The organism is Microcoleus sp. S36a_B3 (genome assembly GCF_036700745.1).
Classification (GTDB): Bacteria; Cyanobacteriota; Cyanobacteriia; order Cyanobacteriales; family Microcoleaceae; genus Microcoleus.
The window spans coordinates 135,229-154,503 of the sequence record NZ_JAUBPN010000016.1; the positions used below are offsets into that span (position 1 = coordinate 135,229).

Consider the following 19,275-nt stretch of genomic DNA (forward strand, 5'->3'; position numbering starts at 1 on the left):
AGTTGATATTGCTCAATCAACATAATCAAAACTTGCCAGAAAATCAACTACTTTTTGACGATCGGGCACACTGAATTTATTCTCCTGATTTTTTCCACCTCGCCCACCAAAATTCGGGTGAGACTGCACGGTCAAACTTTCCTGCCCAGAACTAATTAAAATAGTTTGGGTAGGCGATTGAAAAAACTTAGTCTCCCGAGCTAAATTTAGTGTTATTTGCAGCATTTCCTTCGCTTCACTTAAATTATCTATCGCTGCATTCAATCCTTTATACAACTGCACAATTCGGTTTTTATTTAAATTTTGACTTGCGATATTTTTGCTAACAGCCACAATATTTTTCTGAGTTTCTAAAGCATCATTAAAAGGTAAAATTGCTAAAAAAGCGACTGGCAATAAATGTTCGTCGCTCTCAAATCTAAAAGTTATATTTGTCCGGCGGTAGCCTACTTCAATATTCGGAGGAAAGCTCATTGCCCGGTAATGCCGAGCTATTTCACTATACGCTGTTGCTAAAGTGATGTTTGCTGAGTAATCTAAAACTGCATCAACCACAATTCGCACTAATCCCGGCGTATGATTTAAAAATTTTCTCGCTTCAGACGGCGAATTAAATTGTTGAATCGCAGATCGATCGCCAGCAGAGCTGATATCAACCCACTCGCAACTAATATTATCGGCGATGATGCCAAATCTGGGAACCGAATAGAGTTTAGCCCCAGTTAAAATTGCCCCCGTCAAATCTGCCCCCACCCAATCTGCGTTAATCAAATTAGTTTCTGTCAAATCTGCGTGAACCAAATGAGCATTGGCTAAATTAGTATTTCTTAAATCCGCTCCGTTGAGGTTAGCTCCGTTGAATTTAGTATCGATCAGATCTGCGCCGTTAAGGTTGGCTCCGCTCAAATCGGCCCATTTGAGGTTAGCTCCGCTCAAATTGGCACCGCTGAGATTCACCCCCTGCAAACAAGCTTGTCTCAGATCCGCATCGATTAAATTCACGCCATTAAGTTCTGCTTTTGTCAAATCCGCACCGTGCAAGTTAGCTCCTTGAAAGTTAGCCGATGAAGCCGAAGCACCTCTGAGATTTGCACCGGAAAGATTAGCACCGCACAGGTTAGCTTCTATCAGTTTTACCTCTCTTAAATCGGCTTCCGTCAGATTAGCACGACTGAAGTTAGTTTGGCTGAGTTGGCAGCGGACTAATTCGCCTCTAATCAGCGATGCTCCGATTAATTGAGCCGCAGTTAAATCGGCTCTCACTAAGTTGGCTACGTTGAGATTAGCCCCGTTTAAGATTGCCCGCGAGAGATTGGTGCTGCTGAGTCTAGCCACATTTAGGTTAGCTTCGGTCAAGTCAGCATCGCTCAAGTTAGCGCCGCTGATGTTGGTGATAAATAAGCTAGCCCGCCTTAAAATTGATTGGCTGAGGTTGATGCGGCTGAGATTAGCTTCATTCAGATTGATTCCTGTGAAATCTCTGTCGCCTTCTGTGTATCTTTTGACGAGTTCAAATCGTTTGAGAAGTTCTTCAGCTCCCATTTTTTAACCTGAATGAAATGCCGATCGGCTAACTTATTTGGGGCGTAAATCTAAATTATTTCCACTTAATTTATATAGCAAACCCAAGGTTATTACATTTTTAATTGCTGAAATTATTGACGACAATTGCATTTACATTTTTCTTGAGTCCTTCTTCCTTCTTCCGACGAACTTACATCCGTTACATCCCGTACATTGCTCGTTGCCGAACTTCCTTTTTCCTTCTTCCTTCCTTCTTCCTTCCTTCGGCTATATTTACTCGCCGAGCTGATAAAAGCTTTTGACAAACTCAATCACCGTATTTAGGGGAGGGGTTGTGAATCTTTGAGCTTTAATTGCAGGACTGATCGAGGTTTTGGTGACTCCAGGCAAATTTGCCAAGTTTCTGCCAAAGTCTGGGTGATAGTGAACCATCAAACTTTCGGCGATGGAGTTAGCGAGTATGGTTTGGGTAGGCGATTGGAAAAAACTCGACATCAATTCGCGTTCGAGGCGAATCGGCTGAATTTTTAATTCCCCTATTTTTCTGATTGTTTTGGTCAGCATTACGTTCAATTGGACTACTAGATTTGCGACTCTGACTCCCTGGTTATTGCCATTTTGGGGTTGAATCATTTTGATCAAAGTAATGAGATTTTTTTGAGTAAATGCCGCGTCGCTAAAGGGAATAATGGCAACGAAAGCTGTGGAAAACAATTGCTCGTCCCGCTCTATTCTAAACGAAATGATTGTCCGCCTCGAGTTAACTTCTATGCTGGGAGGATGGCTCAAACCCGAGTATTGACGAGCAATTTGGCGGTAGGCAGCCGCGAGGGCAAAGTTAGCATCGGGGTCTAGGGGTCGATCGACAATAATTTGAACTGTCGGCGGTGTAGCATTAAAAAACCGTTGAGATTCTTGTGAGGTAAACCGCTGGATGTGGCTGCGATCGCCGTTGGGACTGAGGTCAACCCAATCGCAGGTAATATCATCTGCTTTCAGATCAAACCTCGACACCCCATAAATTTTTGCCCCCGTCAGCGCCGCCCCGGTCAAATCTGCGCCCACCCAATCAGCGTGAATCAAATTCGCTTGAGTCAAATCCGCGTGTACCAGAGTAGAGTTCAACAGATTGACATTGCTCAAATTTGCCCCGTACAAGTTAGCCCCGCTCAATCTCGCTTCATCGAGGTCAGCGCCGGTCAAGTTAGCCCCGCTGAGGTCGGCCCACCGCAGATTAGCGCCTCGCAAGTCAGCGCCGCTGAGGTTGGCTTGAGACAGATTAGCTTGTCTGAGTTCTGAATTACAGAGGTTTACTCCTCGTAAGTCCGCCCTGCTGAGGTCGGCTCTGTGCAAGTTAGCCCGTTCCAAGTTGGCCGCTGTCAAACAAGCACCTCTGAGGTGAGCCCCGCTGAGGTCAGTTTGCTCTAGATTGGCTTCTCTGAGGGTTGCTTCTCTCAAATCTGCTTCGCTGAGGTTCGCACCGCTCAAGTTTGCACCGCTGAGGTCGGCTCTGATCAATTCGGCTCTGATCAGTGTAGCTTCGACGAGTTGGGCTTCGCTGAGGTCGGCTCGAATCAGGTTAGCTACGTTGAGAATAGCGCCACTGAGGTTGGCTTTGTTGAGATTAGCACCGCTGAGTCTAGCAACATTGAGTTTGGCTTTTCTCATGTTGGCGTTTGACAGATTGGTGCCGCTCATGTTGGTTAGGCTCAAGATTGCCTCGCTGAAATTAGCCCCAGCTAGATCGATTCTGCTGAGATTTGCCTCGCACAGGAGGATGGCAGTAAAGTCTCTTTCTCCTGCTGCATATTTGGCTATGAGTTCTTCGGCGTCCATGCTGTTCACTTTCCCTGATGTGTTAGCTAGAACAAAGCTTTGTTGTGCCAACCTTTAAATAGAATAAGCATTTTTTGTAACTTGATGCAATATGCTTAGACATCTATATTGTGGAAGCCTTTTATAAAATCCAAAATGCTGCTGATATTAGCTTGACCCAATTTTGTATTTTCGGTTAATTTGGCGGTGGTTGCATTGTTCGGAGCGTATTTTTTTTTGAGCTGGCGCTTGCCGAAGGCTGGGTGATGATATACGCTAATTTTTTGATCGCTGGAATTAATTAAAATCATCTGTGTAGGAATTTGAAAAAAATTGATGCTTTCGCCAATTTTTGGAAAAGAACTTGAAATTTTAATTTGGTCTACTTTGCTGATAGCTTGGTTGAGATCTTTGCTGGATAATTGGACGTGTTTGGATTCTTTAACGTTAAGTTTGCCTGCGTCGTGGGATTGAATCATTTTCATCAAAGCTATCAGGTTTTTTTGAGTTGTGGCGGCGTCGTTAAAAGGAATGATGGCAACGTAAGCGGTGGCAAATAATTTATCATCGCTGTCCATTTTAAAGGCGAGTACGGTGCGCCTGGAGCTGACTTCGATGGTGGGTGGCTGACTTAAACTCGGGTATTGTTGGGCAATTTGGTAATAAGTTGCAGCTAGGGCAAAATGAGCGCCTTGGTCTAGGGGCGAGTCAATTACAATCCGAACTGTGGGTAAGGTTTCGTGAAAAAATTCGTTGGTTCCTCCCGAATTTAACCAATAAATTTGGCTGTGGTCGCCGTTGGGGCTTAGATCTACCCATTTGCAGGTCATGCCTTCGGTTTTGATACCCAGCCGCGAAGCTGCGTGGAGTTTGGCTCCGGTTAAGGTGGCTCCGGTTAAGTCGGCTCCAATCCAGTCGGCGCGGATCAGATAGGCGTTTGACAGGTCGGCGTGAACTAAACTTGCATTGAGTAAGTTGGCGTGGCAGAGGTCGGCTCTGCTGAGGTCGGCTCCGCTCAATTTGGCTTCGCTCAAATCTGCCCAGCGCAGGTTGCAGCCACTGAGGATGGCCCAGCGCAAATTGACTCCGCTGAGGTCGGCTCCGCTGAGTATGGCTTGAGTGAGATTGGCTTGTCGGAGTTCCGTCCCTCGCAAGTCGGCGCTGCTGAGGTCGGCTCGACTGAGGTCGGCACCTTGCAGGTTGGCTTGTTCGAGGTTGGCTTCTGTCAAGTACGCGCCGCTTAGGTGAGCGCCTCGGAGGTTGGCTCCGCTGAGGTTGGCTCCTCGCAGGGTGGCTTCGGTGAGGGTGGCTCCGCTGAGGTTGGCTCCGCTGAGGTTGGCTCCGCTGAGTTCGGCTCGAATTAGCTCGGCTCTGATCAGTTTGGCTCCTGTGAGGTTGGCTCTTTTGAGGTCAACTCGCACTAGGTAAGCGACGTTGAGGTCGGCGTCGGTGAGGTTTGCACCGCCGAGATGGGCGCCGCTGAGTCTGGCGATGTTGAGTTTGGCACCGGTCAGGTCGGTTTTGCTGAGGTTGGCTCCGCTGAGGTTTGCTACACTCAGATTCGCACCCTTGAGGTTGGCTCCGCTCAAGTTGACGCCGCTGAGGTTGGCCTCAGTTAGGTTGATTCCGGCAAAGTTTCTTTCTCCGGCGGCATATTTTTTTAGGAGTTCCTCGACTGTCATGGGGGCGGCACCGTATCATTTATCCCCATTTTATTGCTATGAATATCGGTATTGTAGGACTTGGTTTAATTGGTGGCTCGATCGCTCTGGATTTGCGATCGCGCGGGTTTGATGTTTTTGGGGTTTCGAGTCGCCAGCAGACTTGCGATCACGCGCAAGAAAGCGGTGTTGTCTCTGAAGCCAGCATACACCTGTCTCTGATGGCAAGAGCCGATTTGGTTTTTATTTGCACGCCGTTAGGAGCGATCGAATCGATCGTCCGAGAGTTGGTGCCCTATCTTTCCCGTGATACTATTCTAACCGATGTCGGTTCCGTAAAAACACCCATAGTACAAGCTGTGTCCTCTATGTGGCCGAATTTTGTGGGGGGACATCCGATGGCGGGGACTGCACAAAACGGCATTGAGGCGGCGGTAAGGGATTTGTTTGTGGGGCGGCCTTATGTGGTGACTCCGACTGCGGTGACTCCGGCGCTGGCGGTGGATAAGGTTGAGGAAATTGCGCGGTTGTTGGGTGCTAAAGTTTACCGATGTGAGCCGGAAGAACACGATCGAGCTGTGGCTTGGATTTCTCATTTGCCGCTGATGGCTAGCGCGACTCTGGTTGCTGCCTGCGCTGTTGAGGGCGATCGGGATATTGTTAATTTAGCCCAACATTTGGCGAGTTCGGGTTTTCGGGACACGAGTCGCGTAGGGGGCGGCAACCCGGAGTTGGGAGTGATGGTGGCGAAATACAATCGAGAGGAATTGCTGCGATCGCTCTCTATTTACCGCGACAGTCTTGACGAGTTTATCAACGATATCGCATCCGAAAATTGGCAAGCTCTCGAACATAAGCTAAAGCATACTCAAAAAGCCAGAAATAATTATAACTTGTGAGCCAAAAATTGCTTAAAACTGCTCCCATCTCGATTATGATTTGTGGACGCCTCTATATTGAGTTTTAATGTACACCTATTCTCGACTCAAGCGGGTTTTACTGGGTGAATCTTTGCCCACTAGCGCATCTGTTCACGAACGTCTGAGCAACGCTACAGGACTTGCTGTTCTTGCTTCCGATGCACTGTCGTCTGTTGCCTACGCTACTCAAGAAACTTTGCTGGTACTCTTACTAGCGGGGAGCAGTAGTTTGAGTTGGTCGTTACCTATTTCGGGCATTATTGTTTTACTACTGGCGATCGTGGCGCTGTCTTACCGACAGACGATTAAAGCTTATCCAAAGGGCGGCGGCGCTTACATTGTAGCGCGAGAAAATTTGGGTACTTATCCGGGTTTGATCGCAGCAGCTTCCCTAATGATTGACTACATACTCACAGTTACGGTGAGTATTTCTGCTGGTGTGGCAGCCTTGACTTCAGCGGTTCCCTCGCTGCTGCCCTATACGGTGGAAATATGCTTAGTTTGTATTGTCTTAATCATGTTTGCCAATCTCAGGGGCTTGCGGGAATCTGGCAAAATATTTATGGTTCCCACCTATGCGTTTATCGCGGGTATTTTTGTCTTGATTGGCTGCGGTTTATTCCAACAGGCAACAGGTCATGTTTTGCCGGCATTAGAAAATATTCCAGCTAAAGAACCTTTGGGATTGTTTCTGATCGCGCGCGCCTTTGCTGCTGGCTGTACGGCGCTGACTGGAGTTGAAGCGATATCGGACGGTGTGTTGGCTTTTAAACCTCCTGAATGGAAGAATGCGCGCCTAACTTTAACTTATTTGGGCGTAATTCTGGGGGTAATGTTTTTAGGAATTAGTTACTTGGCTCATATTTATCAAGTGATTCCTCAAGAAAATGAAACGCTGCTTTCTTTGTTGGGAAAAGATATTTTTGGAGTAGGCATATTTTATTACTATTTGCAGATTGCAACTCTGTTAATTTTGCTGTTGGCGGCGAATACGAGTTATGCGGATTTTCCGCGACTGTGTTATTTTTTGGCGCGGGACGGGTTTTTGCCTAGGCAGTTGTCGCTGTTGGGCGATCGGCTGGTTTATTCTAATGGCATTAATCTGCTCAGCTTCTGCGCGGCTTTGTTAATTATCATCTTCCAAGGCGATACCACTGCAATAATTCCGCTGTATGCGGTTGGAGTTTTTACTTCTTTTACTCTGTCTCAATCGGGAATGGTAATTCACTGGTTTAAGGAGCGAGGTAAAGGTTGGCAAGCTAGTGCTGTGATGAACGGTATTGGTGCAGTGGCAACCACGGGAGTTTTGGCTGTAATTGTCGCTACCAAATTCCTTTTGGGAGCTTGGGTTGTGGTAGTAACTATTCCGATCGTAGTCAGCCTATTTTTAGCTATTAACCGACACTATCGCTATGTAGCCGCTCGCTTAAGCATTCAGGGAATCGCACCTAAATCCTATCTTCGGAGACCTAAAGTTAAGGAGGTGAAACATCCGGCAGTGGTGCTAGTCGGACAGTTGCACCGGGGAACTTTGGATGCGCTGGATTACGCTCGTTTAATTGCTGATGAGGTTGTGGCGGTTCACGTAGATATTGGTTTGACAGACATAGCAAAATTGCAAGCGGCTTGGCAAGATTTGCAGTCTGACATTCCTTTGGAAATTCTGGAATCGCCTTACCGTTCTGTTGGTGAGCCTTTAACTCACTTTTTGGCTTTGTTTGAAGAGCGGCGGCCGGGAGTGTTTTTAACGCTGATTATTCCGGCGTTTGTGACGCGAAATTGGTGGGAGGGACTGCTGCACAATCAAACTGCTTTCTTTTTGAAGGCGGCTTTGCGGGCTAAAAAAAGTCTGGTGGTGACGACGGTGAGGTATTTTCTTTAAGCGATAGTTAGTTAAAGATTTGCCATTTTACGCTCGTTAAACAAATGTATGGCTGCTGGGTAAGATTTGGAGAGAAGGTTTATTTAAGCTATCGCGAATTTCAATGGTATCTTTCAATCTTTGTGGCAAAAGCATCAAATCCTTTCCCCTTCTCCCCATCTGCCATAACAGGCCATTTAAGTGCTATAAATATGGGAATATTTTCCGCATCTCAAAAGGTAGAGCCAAATTTCATGCTCGTTCCATTTGATATAGACAAATTAGAGTTTAATTAAAATCCGGTTCTCAGACACCTTGATTAATTTTAATAACCGAAATAAATCGCTTTGTGACAAGTTACAGCATATTCCAAGTTCGTGAAGTACACTTTTCAGCTATATTGTGTGGTACATATTATGTAGGGTGGGTCCCTGCCGGCGCAGGTTCAATGAAACTTGCAGATTGTTGATGATGGCGACGCACCTTACTTACTACAAGATGGTGTGTACCACATATACATGGAATATGGTGTATGTGTCCAGCTTTACTGAAAATAGAGTCTCGAAGCCCCCCGATTTTAAAAAAAATAAATTTTCTGATAAATTACACTTGTCTAAATATCAGTAAGTTATAATGAACCTGTGCAAATAATATGAGCAGGAAAAAAATAAATCATGAGCGAACTCGTTAGTAAGCTAAGCCAAGTTTCAATGGTGTCAGCAAATTTTGGCAATCGGTTAGCCTATAAAAAAATTCTGCTGGATTGGTTTGATTTTTTAGGTGGCAAGCCCGGCGAAGTTGTTGTTGTTGACGGCGGCAGCGATAGCGACACTCAAAAACTTTATTGGGAACTGTATCAAGATGGTTTGATTGATAAGCTGCAAATCATTCCCCCGCACCATAAAGATAATGACAAGGAGAGGTGTTTTATTCAGGAGTATACAGCCGGAGTAATTGCTAGCAATCCTTATATATTGTGGTTCAAAATTGATACGTTACCTTACAGAGAAGGTCACGAACGTTGGTTGGAGGAAGCGATCGACGATCTCGATCGAGATAACGTTTTTGCAGTGGGCGGTGCTTTTAATAGAAGCTATCCACATTTCGAGGCTAAGTCTGGATGGTACTTCAGTCAAGCCTGTACTATCAATTTTTCTTTGATGAAGCGCAGTACGTTCGTCGCAGTTATGCAAGAATTTGCGGGAGAGTATATTGCTTCGGGGTTTCAGGGAGAACATGAATTTAGCAGGTTTTTGCTTGAAATAGCATTTAGCGCATATATGGATCGCCACAAGGTTTATACTTTATGTAAAATAGAAGACCCAACTTGGACGATATTTCATACAAATGCTCAAGACGAATATTTGCAGGAAGTGCGTAAGAAATATTTGGAGCGCCAAGATATTGAAAGTTTTATGAACCCATGCCTTTCTAAGGACATAAGTCAATTCCTTTATTATGGAAAGCCACCGATCAAAAGTGGAAGTTTGAAGAAAATGCAAATGATTTTAGGAGAAACAAAAGCTGGGAGTTATTGGCGGGAGTTTAAAAAACATTTTTATCCGTCAACAAACGATTAAAAATGCTAGCCAGCTCACTTGAATTTAAAGTTTAATTGGACAGGAATTACGCTGCATGAGTCAATAAAAAAACCGAACACTCAGAACCCCGCAACACGTAAAAGTTGTCGGGGATCTAACAGAAAAGCGTTTTAGGTTAGCTTGACATATCAAAAATGATGTGTCAGGATTGTAGTAATTAGAAAAGTTGCCTTTCAACCTTTCTCCAAAAAGATTGCGGCTGCTGAACCAAAGTCTTTTACTAACTACAACATCTCTTCAATTTGTGGGGGTTGCATAGCAACCCGCAACAGACTATTTATGCAGCAGCCAAAAAACTTGAACCGGCTTTTGCGAGCTTTGTCTCGGCAAGGTCTGGATGTTAGTTACAGCAACAAAGTCTACTCTATTTCTCTCAAGAGTTCCCTGGAAAAATACTGGCAGGATGCTAGTGCTACAACAGCAGAAGTTTTGCTCCCAGAAGATTTTCCTGTGGAAGCAAAGGCGCTCAAACAGTTGGCAAATTTGGCGAATGTTCGACACCCTCAAGGTGGTTGCGTTTGTCGCGCCTGCGCTACTCCAGATTTCCATCCGGGGGATGCGGGAGTGGCAATTGGCTCGATCGTCCAAACAGCAGGAATGGTGATTCCGGCGGCTGTCGGTTCCGATATCAACTGTGGGATGCGGTTGCACGTTGCGGATTTGTCGATCAAACAATTCCTCAGTCAGCGCGATCGATTTGTAGAATTGCTCAAAGGCGATTATTTCTTCGGTACTCGCGATGTCAGCATGACTGCAAAAACTGCTCGCGCGATGTTCCAACACGGGATTCCCGGATGGCTGGATGCTTTGCGGGACAAGCTAACCGGCAGCGCGGCCAATTCGGATTTCGAGCAGTTGGCGACAGAGTGCGATCGCACTTTCCTCGGCGGTTCCATGAATGGCGATGTCAAATGGGCTCCCGCAGAATTAGTCCCAAATGACGGCTTAGTCAGGGATGGCGGGTTAGCTACCATCGGTGGCGGCAATCACTTTGTCGAAATTCAAGTGGTTGAGGAAGTTGTGGACAAGGCTACGGCTTATACTTGGGGACTTCGATCGGGACAAATCGCTTTCATGATTCACTCCGGTTCGCGGAATGTCGGCAAATACATCGGCGGAATGTGGCGCGATCGAGCTTGCGAAGCCTGGCCAAAAACCCTAAAATATCCTGAATCCGGGCTTTTTCCGCTGTCTGTCGCAGCAAATCCCGAACTTGTGAGTAGCTACCTGCAAGCGGAAGCAACAGCCGCTAACTACGGTTTTATCAACCGTTTGCTGCTAGCAGAATTTCTGCGGTTGCGTTTGCGGCAAGTTTTCGGCGATGTCGAAGCTCCCTTAGTATACGATGTGCCTCACAATATTACCTTAGCTGAAGGTGCCGGCTGGGTAACGCGCAAAGGCGCTTGTCCCGCACATTCCGGCCAGCCTGTAATTGTACCGGGTTCGATGGGTGCGCCGTCTTATTTGCTAATTGGTTTGGGAAACGATCGATTTTTGCGATCGGCATCTCACGGTGCAGGAAGGGCGCGATCGCGCTTCGATATGAGTCGCAAAGGTGCTGACAAAACTGACTCCGCTTTGGGATTAACCGGCGTAGATTGCATTACCGGGCGCGAAGAACGCAGAATCGAAGAAGCACCGGCCGCTTACAAGCCAATTCAACCAGTAATTGACGCTCAAGTTGAGGCGCAAATAGTTGGTGTAGTCGCTAAAATGAAGCCCGTGTTAACATTTAAAGCGTAGCCTGGGGCTATTTTTCCATTCTCAATAACTGTGTCTAAAGCAGGCTAAAAGCCCGTTCTCAAAGACAATTTTTTAGTTGTGGAACGGGCATCTTGCCGAGTCGGAACAGGCTAAAAGCCCGTTCTCAAAGACAATTTCTTAGTTGTGGAACGGGCATCTTGCCCGTTTCTCAAACTGTGAGAATAAGTGAAAATCTAAAAATTACCCAATTACCCCCAATCCTCAATTGTCACCAGATCAATCAAAACCTGTCCATCCTCTGAAGCGGCTGCTGAAGTACGGCCGCCGCTACCGCCTGAAAACTTGGCTGGCAAGTATTTGCTCGCTGCTGAATAAATTCTTTGATTTAGCGCCGCCAGCATTAATCGGTATTGCCGTTGATGTAGTGGTGAAACAACAAGATTCTATTCTGGCCAAGTGGGGCATCAAAGATGTTTTTTGGCAACTGGCAATTATTACTATTTTGAGTTTAATTGTTTGGACGCTGGAATCTATTTTTGAATATGCTTACGATTATTTGTGGCGCAATTTAGCTCAGGATATCGAACACGATTTGCGTCTGGAAGCTTACAGCCATTTGCAAGAATTAGAATTAGCTTATTTTGAAGAACGCAGTACGGGCGGTTTGATTTCTATTCTCAACGATGATATCAATCAACTCGAACGTTTTTTGGACGACGGCGCTAATGAGGTGATTCAGGTAATTACAACCGTTGTCGTAATCGGCGCGGCTTTTTTTGCTGCGTCTCCTGGTGTTGCTGGGCTGTCAATGCTGCCGATACCTTTTATTATTTGGGGTTCGATAGCCTTTCAAAATCGCCTCGCTCCTCTCTATGCTGACGTGCGGGAAAAGGTGAGTTTTCTAAACGGGCAACTGTCGAATAATTTGATGGGAATTACTACTATTAAAAGTTTTACTTCCGAAGATTACGAAACTCAGCGCATCGAAACACAAAGCCAAGCTTACCGCCAAAGCAATCAACGGGCGATCGCACTTTCGGCTGCTTTTATTCCGCTGATTCGGGTGGTGATTTTCTTGGGGTTTATTGCAACGCTGTTTCTGGGTGGTTTGCAGGTTGTGGCGGGCCAGTTGTCTGTGGGAACTTACAGCGTTTTAGTGTTTTTAACCCAGCGTTTGCTGTGGCCGCTGACTCGCCTGGGAGATACTCTGGATCAATACCAGCGGGCAATGGCTTCTACTAATCGGGTGATGAATTTGTTGGATACGCCCATCGCCATTCGCACGGGCGATATTCGGTTGCCGGTTAGTTCGATTAAGGGCGACATAGAATTTAAAAATGTCACCTTTTCTTACAATCAAAGAAAGCCGATTTTGCAGTATTTTTCCCTGACTCTGCCGGCGGGTAAAACTACTGCGATTGTTGGCGCGACTGGTTCGGGAAAAAGTACGCTGGTGAAATTGATTTTGAGGCTGTACGAGGTACAGTACGGTCAGATTTATCTCGACGGTATAGAATTAAATAACCTGAATTTAAAAGATTTGCGGAGAGCGATCGGATTGGTGAGTCAAGATGTGTTTTTGTTTCACGGTACGGTGGCAGAAAATATTGCTTATGGGACTTTTGAAACCAGCGAGCGAGAGATAGTAAATGCTGCTAAAATTGCGGAAGCTCACGAGTTTATCGCGCAATTGCCGGAGGGTTACAAAACTATTGTAGGGGAACGCGGTCAAAAATTGTCGGGGGGACAGCGGCAGCGCATTGCTATTGCGAGGGCTGTTTTGAAAAATCCGCCGATTTTGATTCTTGATGAAGCTACTTCAGCGGTGGATAACGAGACTGAGGCGGCAATTCAGCGATCGCTCGAACGAATTACCAAGAATCGCACTACAATTGCGATCGCCCACCGTCTTTCTACTGTCCGCAATGCCGATTGCATTTGTGTCATGGAAGAGGGGCTAGTGGTAGAATCGGGGCAGCACGAACAACTTATCGAACACGATGGAGTTTATGCGTCGCTCTGGCGCGTGCAATCTGGTATAAGATAGAAACGCAGCGGTTTTGGGCATTGGGCATTTGTCATTGGGCATTGGTCATTGGTAATTAGTTATTCACACTCTTCTAATAACAAATAACCAATAGCAAATAACCAATAACAAATAACCAATAACAAATAACCGTAAGATATTAGTTTCTACAAGCAAAAAGAGAAAATGTTTTTATTTGATAGCCCTGAGTCCAAACCCAATCCCAATAGCTGGCGCAGCAAGTTGGATACATTTGTCAAAGATAACAAACAAGAATTGGCGGCTTTGGCCTGGGGGCTATTTTTGGAGAGGGGCGAGGAAAGTGAGGATGTTTTAGGAATTGATGTTGTAGAAAAGCCGCGTTTCGTATATTTTAAAAAAGATGCGATCGAGGAATTGAACCGCCAAGTCAAAAATCACATTCAGGAAATTTTAGGAATTTTAAAAGCTCACAAACCTGAAAAAGAAGTGACAATTGTGGCGATCGGCGAAGGTGAAATAAAGCTAATTTTATTTGAACCTAAGCCTGAACCTCCTGTTTGTTTTGAGGAAGCTGCGACGGATGTCGATACATTGTTGGCTAAGCTGGAACAGCAGATGCTTGAATATATGAAATAGGAGTTATATCAAATCCGGTGGCATCGGAATTGATATTACCTACAGTCAAGAGACGAAGTCCTGCGGTTTCCCGAAAATTAATCGGGCGATGGTTACATCTCTCACCGAGGAAGATTGATGATTGTGGGCTAGGGAAACGGCATTGCCGTGTCCTCTGTTGCCGTATTGTCGATTGTTATATCCGATCGCACTCTGAGGGCAATTTTATCCCGCAGTCTCTTTCAATCCCTGGGTGATCTCAACTTAGTATCAGCAACAGGGTTTCTAGCCTGTTCGACAAAAAGCAAACCCAGACTTATTATCAAGAATCAAAATAACCAAGAATCAAAATAACCAACAGGCGGCGAATCGTCATGCAAAATTTCAGCTTTATCTAAATTAGGTATAATTTCAGCTAATTCTGAACCTACTCTAATATCAAGCCCCCTATCGATTAAGGAAAATGAAAAATCATACCCATCTTGCAAATATTTTGCTCTGGAAACAATCTCGTCTTTCTCTAAACTAGGGCTGTTACTCCCAATTAAAACGCTATTAATATCCTTCCAAGGAGACACGCACACCTGAGAAAACACGCTTTGAAAAGTCTTCACCTTTTCGGCATAAAACTCATCTCTTTGCAGCAGATTTACCAGCACAACTCCCTCCCCAGACAAGCGTTTTTCGCAGAGTTTATAAAATTCTTTGGTAGCCAGCCTGTGCGGAGAGTAGCCGTTGCCACAAAACACGTCGGTCATGATGATATCGTACTGAATATCTGAACTTTGTTGCTCTAGATACTCTCTCCCGTCTTGAATTGCGACTGTCAGCCGATCGCCCAATTGTACCCCAAAGCACTGGGTAGCGGCTTCGATCGCGATCGGATCGACATCGGCACATTCAATGACAGTTGCCGGTAAATAGTGGTGCAAAACTAAGGGAATTCTGCCGCCGCCAAATCCAGCAATGTAGATTCTTTGAGGTTGGTTTTTCCAGATTAAACCTAACAGCATCGCCTGAGTATATTCTGAAACTAAATGCAGGGGATTGTTGAGATCGAGAACCGATTGCAGTAAATCTGTATGCAAATTTACTTTTTCAACTAAAGAGAGTTTGACTAGAGATTTATCTTTTCTAACTGCGACATAGTGAGGACCAGAATCTTTGCAAAAAATAACGCCGTCAGGCTGTTCTTGCAGCCCTGCAAATCGCTCGTATATGGCAGATAAATTCATAATCTGCCATTTTTTGTGTGTCTCAATCATTTATTTTATACTCGATATCTAAACTTTTTATTCCCCCCAGATAACCTTAAAAAGCAGGGAGCAAGAGTGTCAAAATCACCATTTTTAAGGAGGAATAAATCTTAAAATTCCCCTTTTTTCATGGGGATGTGAGAGGGATATAGACTTGGGTAACAGCGAGATTTTTCAAAGGTTGCAGGCGATTGTTGAGACTTAAGGTAACACCCGCAGTCTGACTCTTCTTTCAATCCCTAGCGGTATTATTCTGCCTGCTTGTACGCCACCAACTCCAAACCCGAAATCGAAAAATCCACTCTTTCCCAATCTTGCTTGTCTCCTTCCAAATTTTCAAAGGCTGCGGAGGTGAGCAAAATCTCTCCCCGTTGGGCTAAATCCTCTCCCAGCTTCGATGCCAGATTAAATTCGGAACCGTACATATCCTCTCCTTCCAGCATCAAAACATCGCCGTGGCCAATCCCAATGCAGAGGTAAATATCCATTTCCGCTGGCAGAGTCGTGTTGAGGGCAGTCGTTTGTTTCAGAGAGTCGATCGCAGCTTCCACAGCAGATTTTACATTCGGAAACACAGCAAAAATATTGTCTGCTTCCTCCTTAACGATAGTGCCTCCGCATTCGGCAATTATCGGTTTGACAATTGCCTGCATCCGGTGAATCATTGCCAGAAAATGAATAATTCCGTAGCGGACTGTCGTTCGCGAAAATCCCGACATATCGATTACTAAAATTGTGTGAGTTTGGCAAAAAGTGGCATTAATTTCCGCATCAATTTCTGAGGCTTTTTCGGGACGTTCGTTTCTTTGTTGCAGCAACTTTTGCAAGTTAGTACGGTTATTTGTTTTCATTTTAGTTTAGTTTAATTAAATTTCCAATCGTGACACTGTTCTTGAGGGCGACCAGCGGGATGCACCGCACAATTGATACCGTCCTTACCGTAATAATAATTGCAGACTTTGCAAGGTTGAATATGCTCTAATTTTTTAATCAAAATTGCCCGGATTGTCTGAACTCGATTTCGATATTTGTTGGCATTCGAGTGACTCGGTTCAATTGCCAAAGCTTGCTCAAAAGCTGCCAAGCTGGAATCGTACAATTTAATAATTTGGGGGCTGTATTTTGTCCAAGCATCGGCGTGGCTTTGATAAAGTTCGATCGTACTTAGGTTTAAAATTCCGTATTCCGTCCAAGCGTCTGCTGAAGCTCGATCGAACTTAATATGGGCATTGAGCAAAACTTTTTTAATTGTTGCCACAAGTTCCCTAGGCTGCCAAGGTTTGCTAACATAGGCCTCCGCGCGATCGATCGCCCTGGAAAATAAAGCTAACTGCTGTCCTTTCCCCGTTAAAAATATTACTGGTATATTCCGAGTTTCGGGATTAGCTTTAATTAAACGGCAAACGCCGTAGCCGTCCATGCGAGGCATCACGATATCTAATAATACTAAATCCGGGTAATTTCGCTCAACTCGATCCAGTGCTTCCACACCGTCAGATGCTTGAATTACATTCAATCCGCTGCATCTCAACTGATGCGAAATGCACTCCCGCTGGCTGCGGGAATCTTCCACCACTAAAACTGTACTCATCACTCCACACCTGGTTTCTGAGGTAAACTTGTTCGCTGCTTCGAGTTGTCCTTGCTGAAATTATTTTACCCGCATTGGATAAATTTGTTATCACTGGCGATCTAAATTTACTCAAATTGCAACAAATCTTAAACTGGGAAGCAGAGGTGATACTTATCAGAAAATGCTGGTTTAGGATTACTATATCTACCAACTACAACGAATAATTTTAGTAAAAAACCAGGCATCGCAGTTGCGGCTAGGCTGGTACAATAGAATGTACAAGATCAGCAAATTCAACCGCTACTCGAAATCATGTCCGCAAATACCGCGCTACCCGCAGCCCTAGCTAAAATCGTCCAGCGCTTTCAGCGACACTCCGATCCGAAACAGCGCTACGAACAACTGCTGTGGTATGCAAAGCGACTCCCAGCATTTAACGAAAGCGATAAACTCCCAGAAAACAAAGTTTCGGGTTGCGTATCGCAAGTTTATATTACCGCAAATTTGACCGACGGAAAAGTTTTGTATCAAGGCGATTCTGACGCTCAGTTAGTCAAAGGATTAGTTGGCTTGCTTGTGGAAGGTTTGAGCGGATTAACGCCTGCTGAAATAGTTAGCATCACCCCAGATTTTATTCAAGATACGGGATTGAATGTGAGCCTGACACCTTCCCGCGCTAACGGATTTTATAACATCTTTCAAATGATGAAAAATAAAGCAGTGGCTTGCGAATTGAGCGCGCAAGCAGAAGCAAACTAACCGGAAAAACAGCCATGATTCAGACTGCAGATTTAACCAAATCTAATTCTAGCAACTATCCCGCGACTGTTCAGAAATATCTCTGGAACTGGAAAGAAACACAGATTGATGTTATTTACGAAACCAGAGGAGAAGGAAAACCCGTATTGTTGCTGCCGGCTTTCAGTACGGTTTCAACGCGGGAAGAAATGCGTCCTTTAGCAGAGTTGTTAGCTCCCAATTTTCAAGTTGTGAGTGTAGATTGGCCTGGTTTCGGCGAATCTTCGCGGCCGCGCACCGACTACGAACCGCAATTATACCATCAGTTTTTGAAGGATTTTGTAGAGTCAGTTTTTAAAACTCCTGTGGCTGTAGTTGCGGCCGGTCACGCTGCGGGTTATGCGATGCAATTAGCGCAATCAAAGCCGAATGTTTGGTCAAAGATTGTGTTAGCTGCACCGACTTGGCGCGGGCCTTTGCCGACAATGAGCAAACAGCAAAGGGGTTGGCACGGAATGGTGAGAGAATTAGTACGATCGCCCTTAATCGGTCAATTCCTGTACAAATTGAACACTGCGCCGTCATTCCTGAGTTTGATGTACCGCCGCCACGTCTACGCCGATGACGCCAAAGTCACAGCGGATTTCATTCAAAATAAGCGGAAAGTCACTCAACAAGCAGGCGCGAGATTTGGTTCGGCGGCTTTTGTGACTGGTGGTTTAGATCCGGCAAAAACGCGGGAAGAATTTGTCGCCAACTTCCAAGGATTGACAGTACCGGTGATGGTTGTAGTTGCGGAAAAAGCGCCGCCCAAATCTAAGGCGGAAATGGAAGTATTAGCTCAATTACCGGGAGTGGAATCGCGAGTTATTCCGGGAACTTTGGGTTTGCATGAAGAGTTTGCAGAAGATTTGGCAAATGCGGTTAAGTCTTTTATTTAAGAGGTAATGAACCGCAGAGGACGCTGAGGGCGCAGAGGAGAGAAGCAAAGAGGGGATGAATGCAGGCTGTTTTTTTTACGTTAGTTTTAATTTTTTGCTATTGGTTTTGTCTGCCAGTTTATGCTGTCGGACAGTTGCAGCCGATGGACTCACAAAAAAGTATCATTGAAGGTGCGATCGACTTTCACATCCATTCGTCTCCTGATGTGATTCCCCGCAGGTTGGATGATTTTGAGGTAGCTAAATTTGCCGCCAGCGCGCACATGAAAGCAGTTGTCTTAAAAAATCACTATGGCAGCACCGCAGCACGGGCAGTTCTAGTCAATAAAATTGTACCGCAAATCGAAGTTTTCGGGGGAATTGTTCTCAATCATTCCGTAGGCGGGATTAATCCCCAAGCTGTAGAAGCAATGCACCGCATCGGCGGCAAATACGGTAAAGTAGTGTGGCTGCCAACCGTTGATTCCAATCATCATTTAAAGGTTTTTCACAAATCGGGAATCGGGATTAAAGTAGCAGAAAACGGCAAACTTTTACCAGAAACAGCAGCGGTACTCAAGATAGTAGCTAGAGATAATTTAGTATTGGAAACCGGACACATTTCCTCAGCCGAAGTTATGGCAGTTGTCCGGCAAGCCAGACTTCTCAACATTAAAAACATCCTGATTACCCACGCAATGGCAGATGTACCCGGTTTGTCCCTAGAAAATATGCAAACAGCAGCCCAGATGGGAGCGTTTCTAGAATTAGCATTTGTCAACGATTTGATGGGAGAAAATGCCGCCGATGACGGACACAAAAACTGGCATCACGTTTCCATTAATCAGATGGTAGCAGCCATTAAACTCATCGGAGCCGAGCATTTTATTCTGAGCACAGATTTGGGAAGAAAACCCGATCCTTTACCTGCAGAAGGTTACAAATTATTTGTAGAAAAGTTGATGGATGAAGGCATTTCTCAACCTGAAATTGATTTAATGATGAAAAAAAATCCCGCTCGCTTGTTAGGGATTTAGAATTGTTAGCTGTTAGCTGTTGACTGTTAGCTGTTAGCTGTT

The 19,275-nt window shown here is 45.2% G+C and carries 15 protein-coding genes; 9 read left to right on the forward strand and 6 right to left on the reverse strand.

The features are described from left to right. Positions 1-12: 12 nt before the first annotated feature. The 3 genes from QUA01_RS18370 to QUA01_RS18380 all read right to left on the reverse strand — a co-directional run bounded on the left by QUA01_RS18370 (position 13) and on the right by QUA01_RS18380 (position 5,021). Positions 13-1,542, reverse strand: a complete 1,530-nt coding sequence (locus tag QUA01_RS18370; RefSeq protein ID WP_333091508.1) for a pentapeptide repeat-containing protein — start codon at positions 1,540-1,542, stop codon at positions 13-15. Positions 1,543-1,797: 255 nt separating this feature from the next. Beyond that, positions 1,798-3,360 (reverse strand): pentapeptide repeat-containing protein, encoded by a 1,563-nt coding sequence (locus QUA01_RS18375; protein ID WP_333091511.1) that lies wholly within the window; start codon positions 3,358-3,360, stop codon positions 1,798-1,800. Between the two features lie 95 nt (positions 3,361-3,455). Further along, positions 3,456-5,021 (reverse strand): pentapeptide repeat-containing protein, encoded by a 1,566-nt coding sequence (locus tag QUA01_RS18380; protein WP_333091512.1) that lies wholly within the window; start codon positions 5,019-5,021, stop codon positions 3,456-3,458. Positions 5,022-5,035: 14 nt separating this feature from the next. Between QUA01_RS18380 and QUA01_RS18385 the strand changes: the two genes are divergently transcribed. From QUA01_RS18385 to ccmS, 6 genes are all read left to right on the forward strand, one after another. Further along, on the forward strand, positions 5,036-5,899 hold the full coding sequence (locus tag QUA01_RS18385; RefSeq protein WP_333091546.1) for a prephenate/arogenate dehydrogenase: 864 nt from the start codon (positions 5,036-5,038) through the stop codon (positions 5,897-5,899). A gap of 67 nt (positions 5,900-5,966) precedes the next feature. Next, the gene (locus QUA01_RS18390) at positions 5,967-7,802 is read left to right on the forward strand and encodes an APC family permease (protein ID WP_333091514.1); all 1,836 of its coding nucleotides are present in this window, start codon (positions 5,967-5,969) and stop codon (positions 7,800-7,802) included. Between the two features lie 653 nt (positions 7,803-8,455). Beyond that, positions 8,456-9,361: a hypothetical protein gene (locus tag QUA01_RS18395; RefSeq protein WP_333091515.1), complete on the forward strand. Its 906-nt coding sequence runs from the start codon at positions 8,456-8,458 to the stop codon at positions 9,359-9,361. A 300-nt stretch (positions 9,362-9,661) separates the two neighbouring features. Next, positions 9,662-11,125 (forward strand): RtcB family protein, encoded by a 1,464-nt coding sequence (locus tag QUA01_RS18400; RefSeq protein WP_333091517.1) that lies wholly within the window; start codon positions 9,662-9,664, stop codon positions 11,123-11,125. Between the two features lie 208 nt (positions 11,126-11,333). Next, a complete protein-coding gene (locus QUA01_RS18405; RefSeq protein WP_442921560.1) occupies positions 11,334-13,133 on the forward strand; it encodes an ABC transporter ATP-binding protein in 1,800 nt (599 codons plus the stop codon). A gap of 165 nt (positions 13,134-13,298) precedes the next feature. Continuing rightward, positions 13,299-13,730 carry a beta-carboxysome assembly chaperone CcmS gene (ccmS, locus tag QUA01_RS18410; RefSeq protein WP_193970889.1) on the forward strand — a complete coding sequence of 144 codons (432 nt, stop codon included), beginning with the start codon at positions 13,299-13,301 and terminating at the stop codon, positions 13,728-13,730. Between the two features lie 308 nt (positions 13,731-14,038). Here ccmS and QUA01_RS18415 read toward each other — a convergent pair whose 3' ends face one another. The 3 genes from QUA01_RS18415 to QUA01_RS18425 all read right to left on the reverse strand — a co-directional run bounded on the left by QUA01_RS18415 (position 14,039) and on the right by QUA01_RS18425 (position 16,556). Continuing rightward, the gene (locus QUA01_RS18415) at positions 14,039-14,974 is read right to left on the reverse strand and encodes a spermidine synthase (RefSeq protein WP_333091521.1); all 936 of its coding nucleotides are present in this window, start codon (positions 14,972-14,974) and stop codon (positions 14,039-14,041) included. 239 nt (positions 14,975-15,213) lie between these two features. After that, a complete protein-coding gene (locus QUA01_RS18420) occupies positions 15,214-15,816 on the reverse strand; it encodes an adenylate/guanylate cyclase domain-containing protein (protein ID WP_333091522.1) in 603 nt (200 codons plus the stop codon). An 11-nt stretch (positions 15,817-15,827) separates the two neighbouring features. Then, positions 15,828-16,556: a response regulator gene (locus QUA01_RS18425; RefSeq protein ID WP_333091523.1), complete on the reverse strand. Its 729-nt coding sequence runs from the start codon at positions 16,554-16,556 to the stop codon at positions 15,828-15,830. Positions 16,557-16,850: 294 nt separating this feature from the next. On the opposite strand from QUA01_RS18425, the gene QUA01_RS18430 reads away from it, so the two are divergent. The 3 genes from QUA01_RS18430 to QUA01_RS18440 are packed head-to-tail and all read left to right on the forward strand — an operon-like array spanning position 16,851 to position 19,233. Further along, positions 16,851-17,297, forward strand: a complete 447-nt coding sequence (locus QUA01_RS18430) for a SufE family protein (protein ID WP_333091524.1) — start codon at positions 16,851-16,853, stop codon at positions 17,295-17,297. Between the two features lie 14 nt (positions 17,298-17,311). Beyond that, complete coding sequence (locus QUA01_RS18435; RefSeq protein WP_333091525.1) at positions 17,312-18,217, forward strand: alpha/beta fold hydrolase; 906 nt, start codon at positions 17,312-17,314, stop codon at positions 18,215-18,217. Positions 18,218-18,276: 59 nt separating this feature from the next. Continuing rightward, entirely contained in the window at positions 18,277-19,233 is a 957-nt protein-coding gene (locus QUA01_RS18440) for a DUF6282 family protein (RefSeq protein WP_333091528.1), read from the forward strand. Positions 19,234-19,275: the final 42 nt, after the last annotated feature.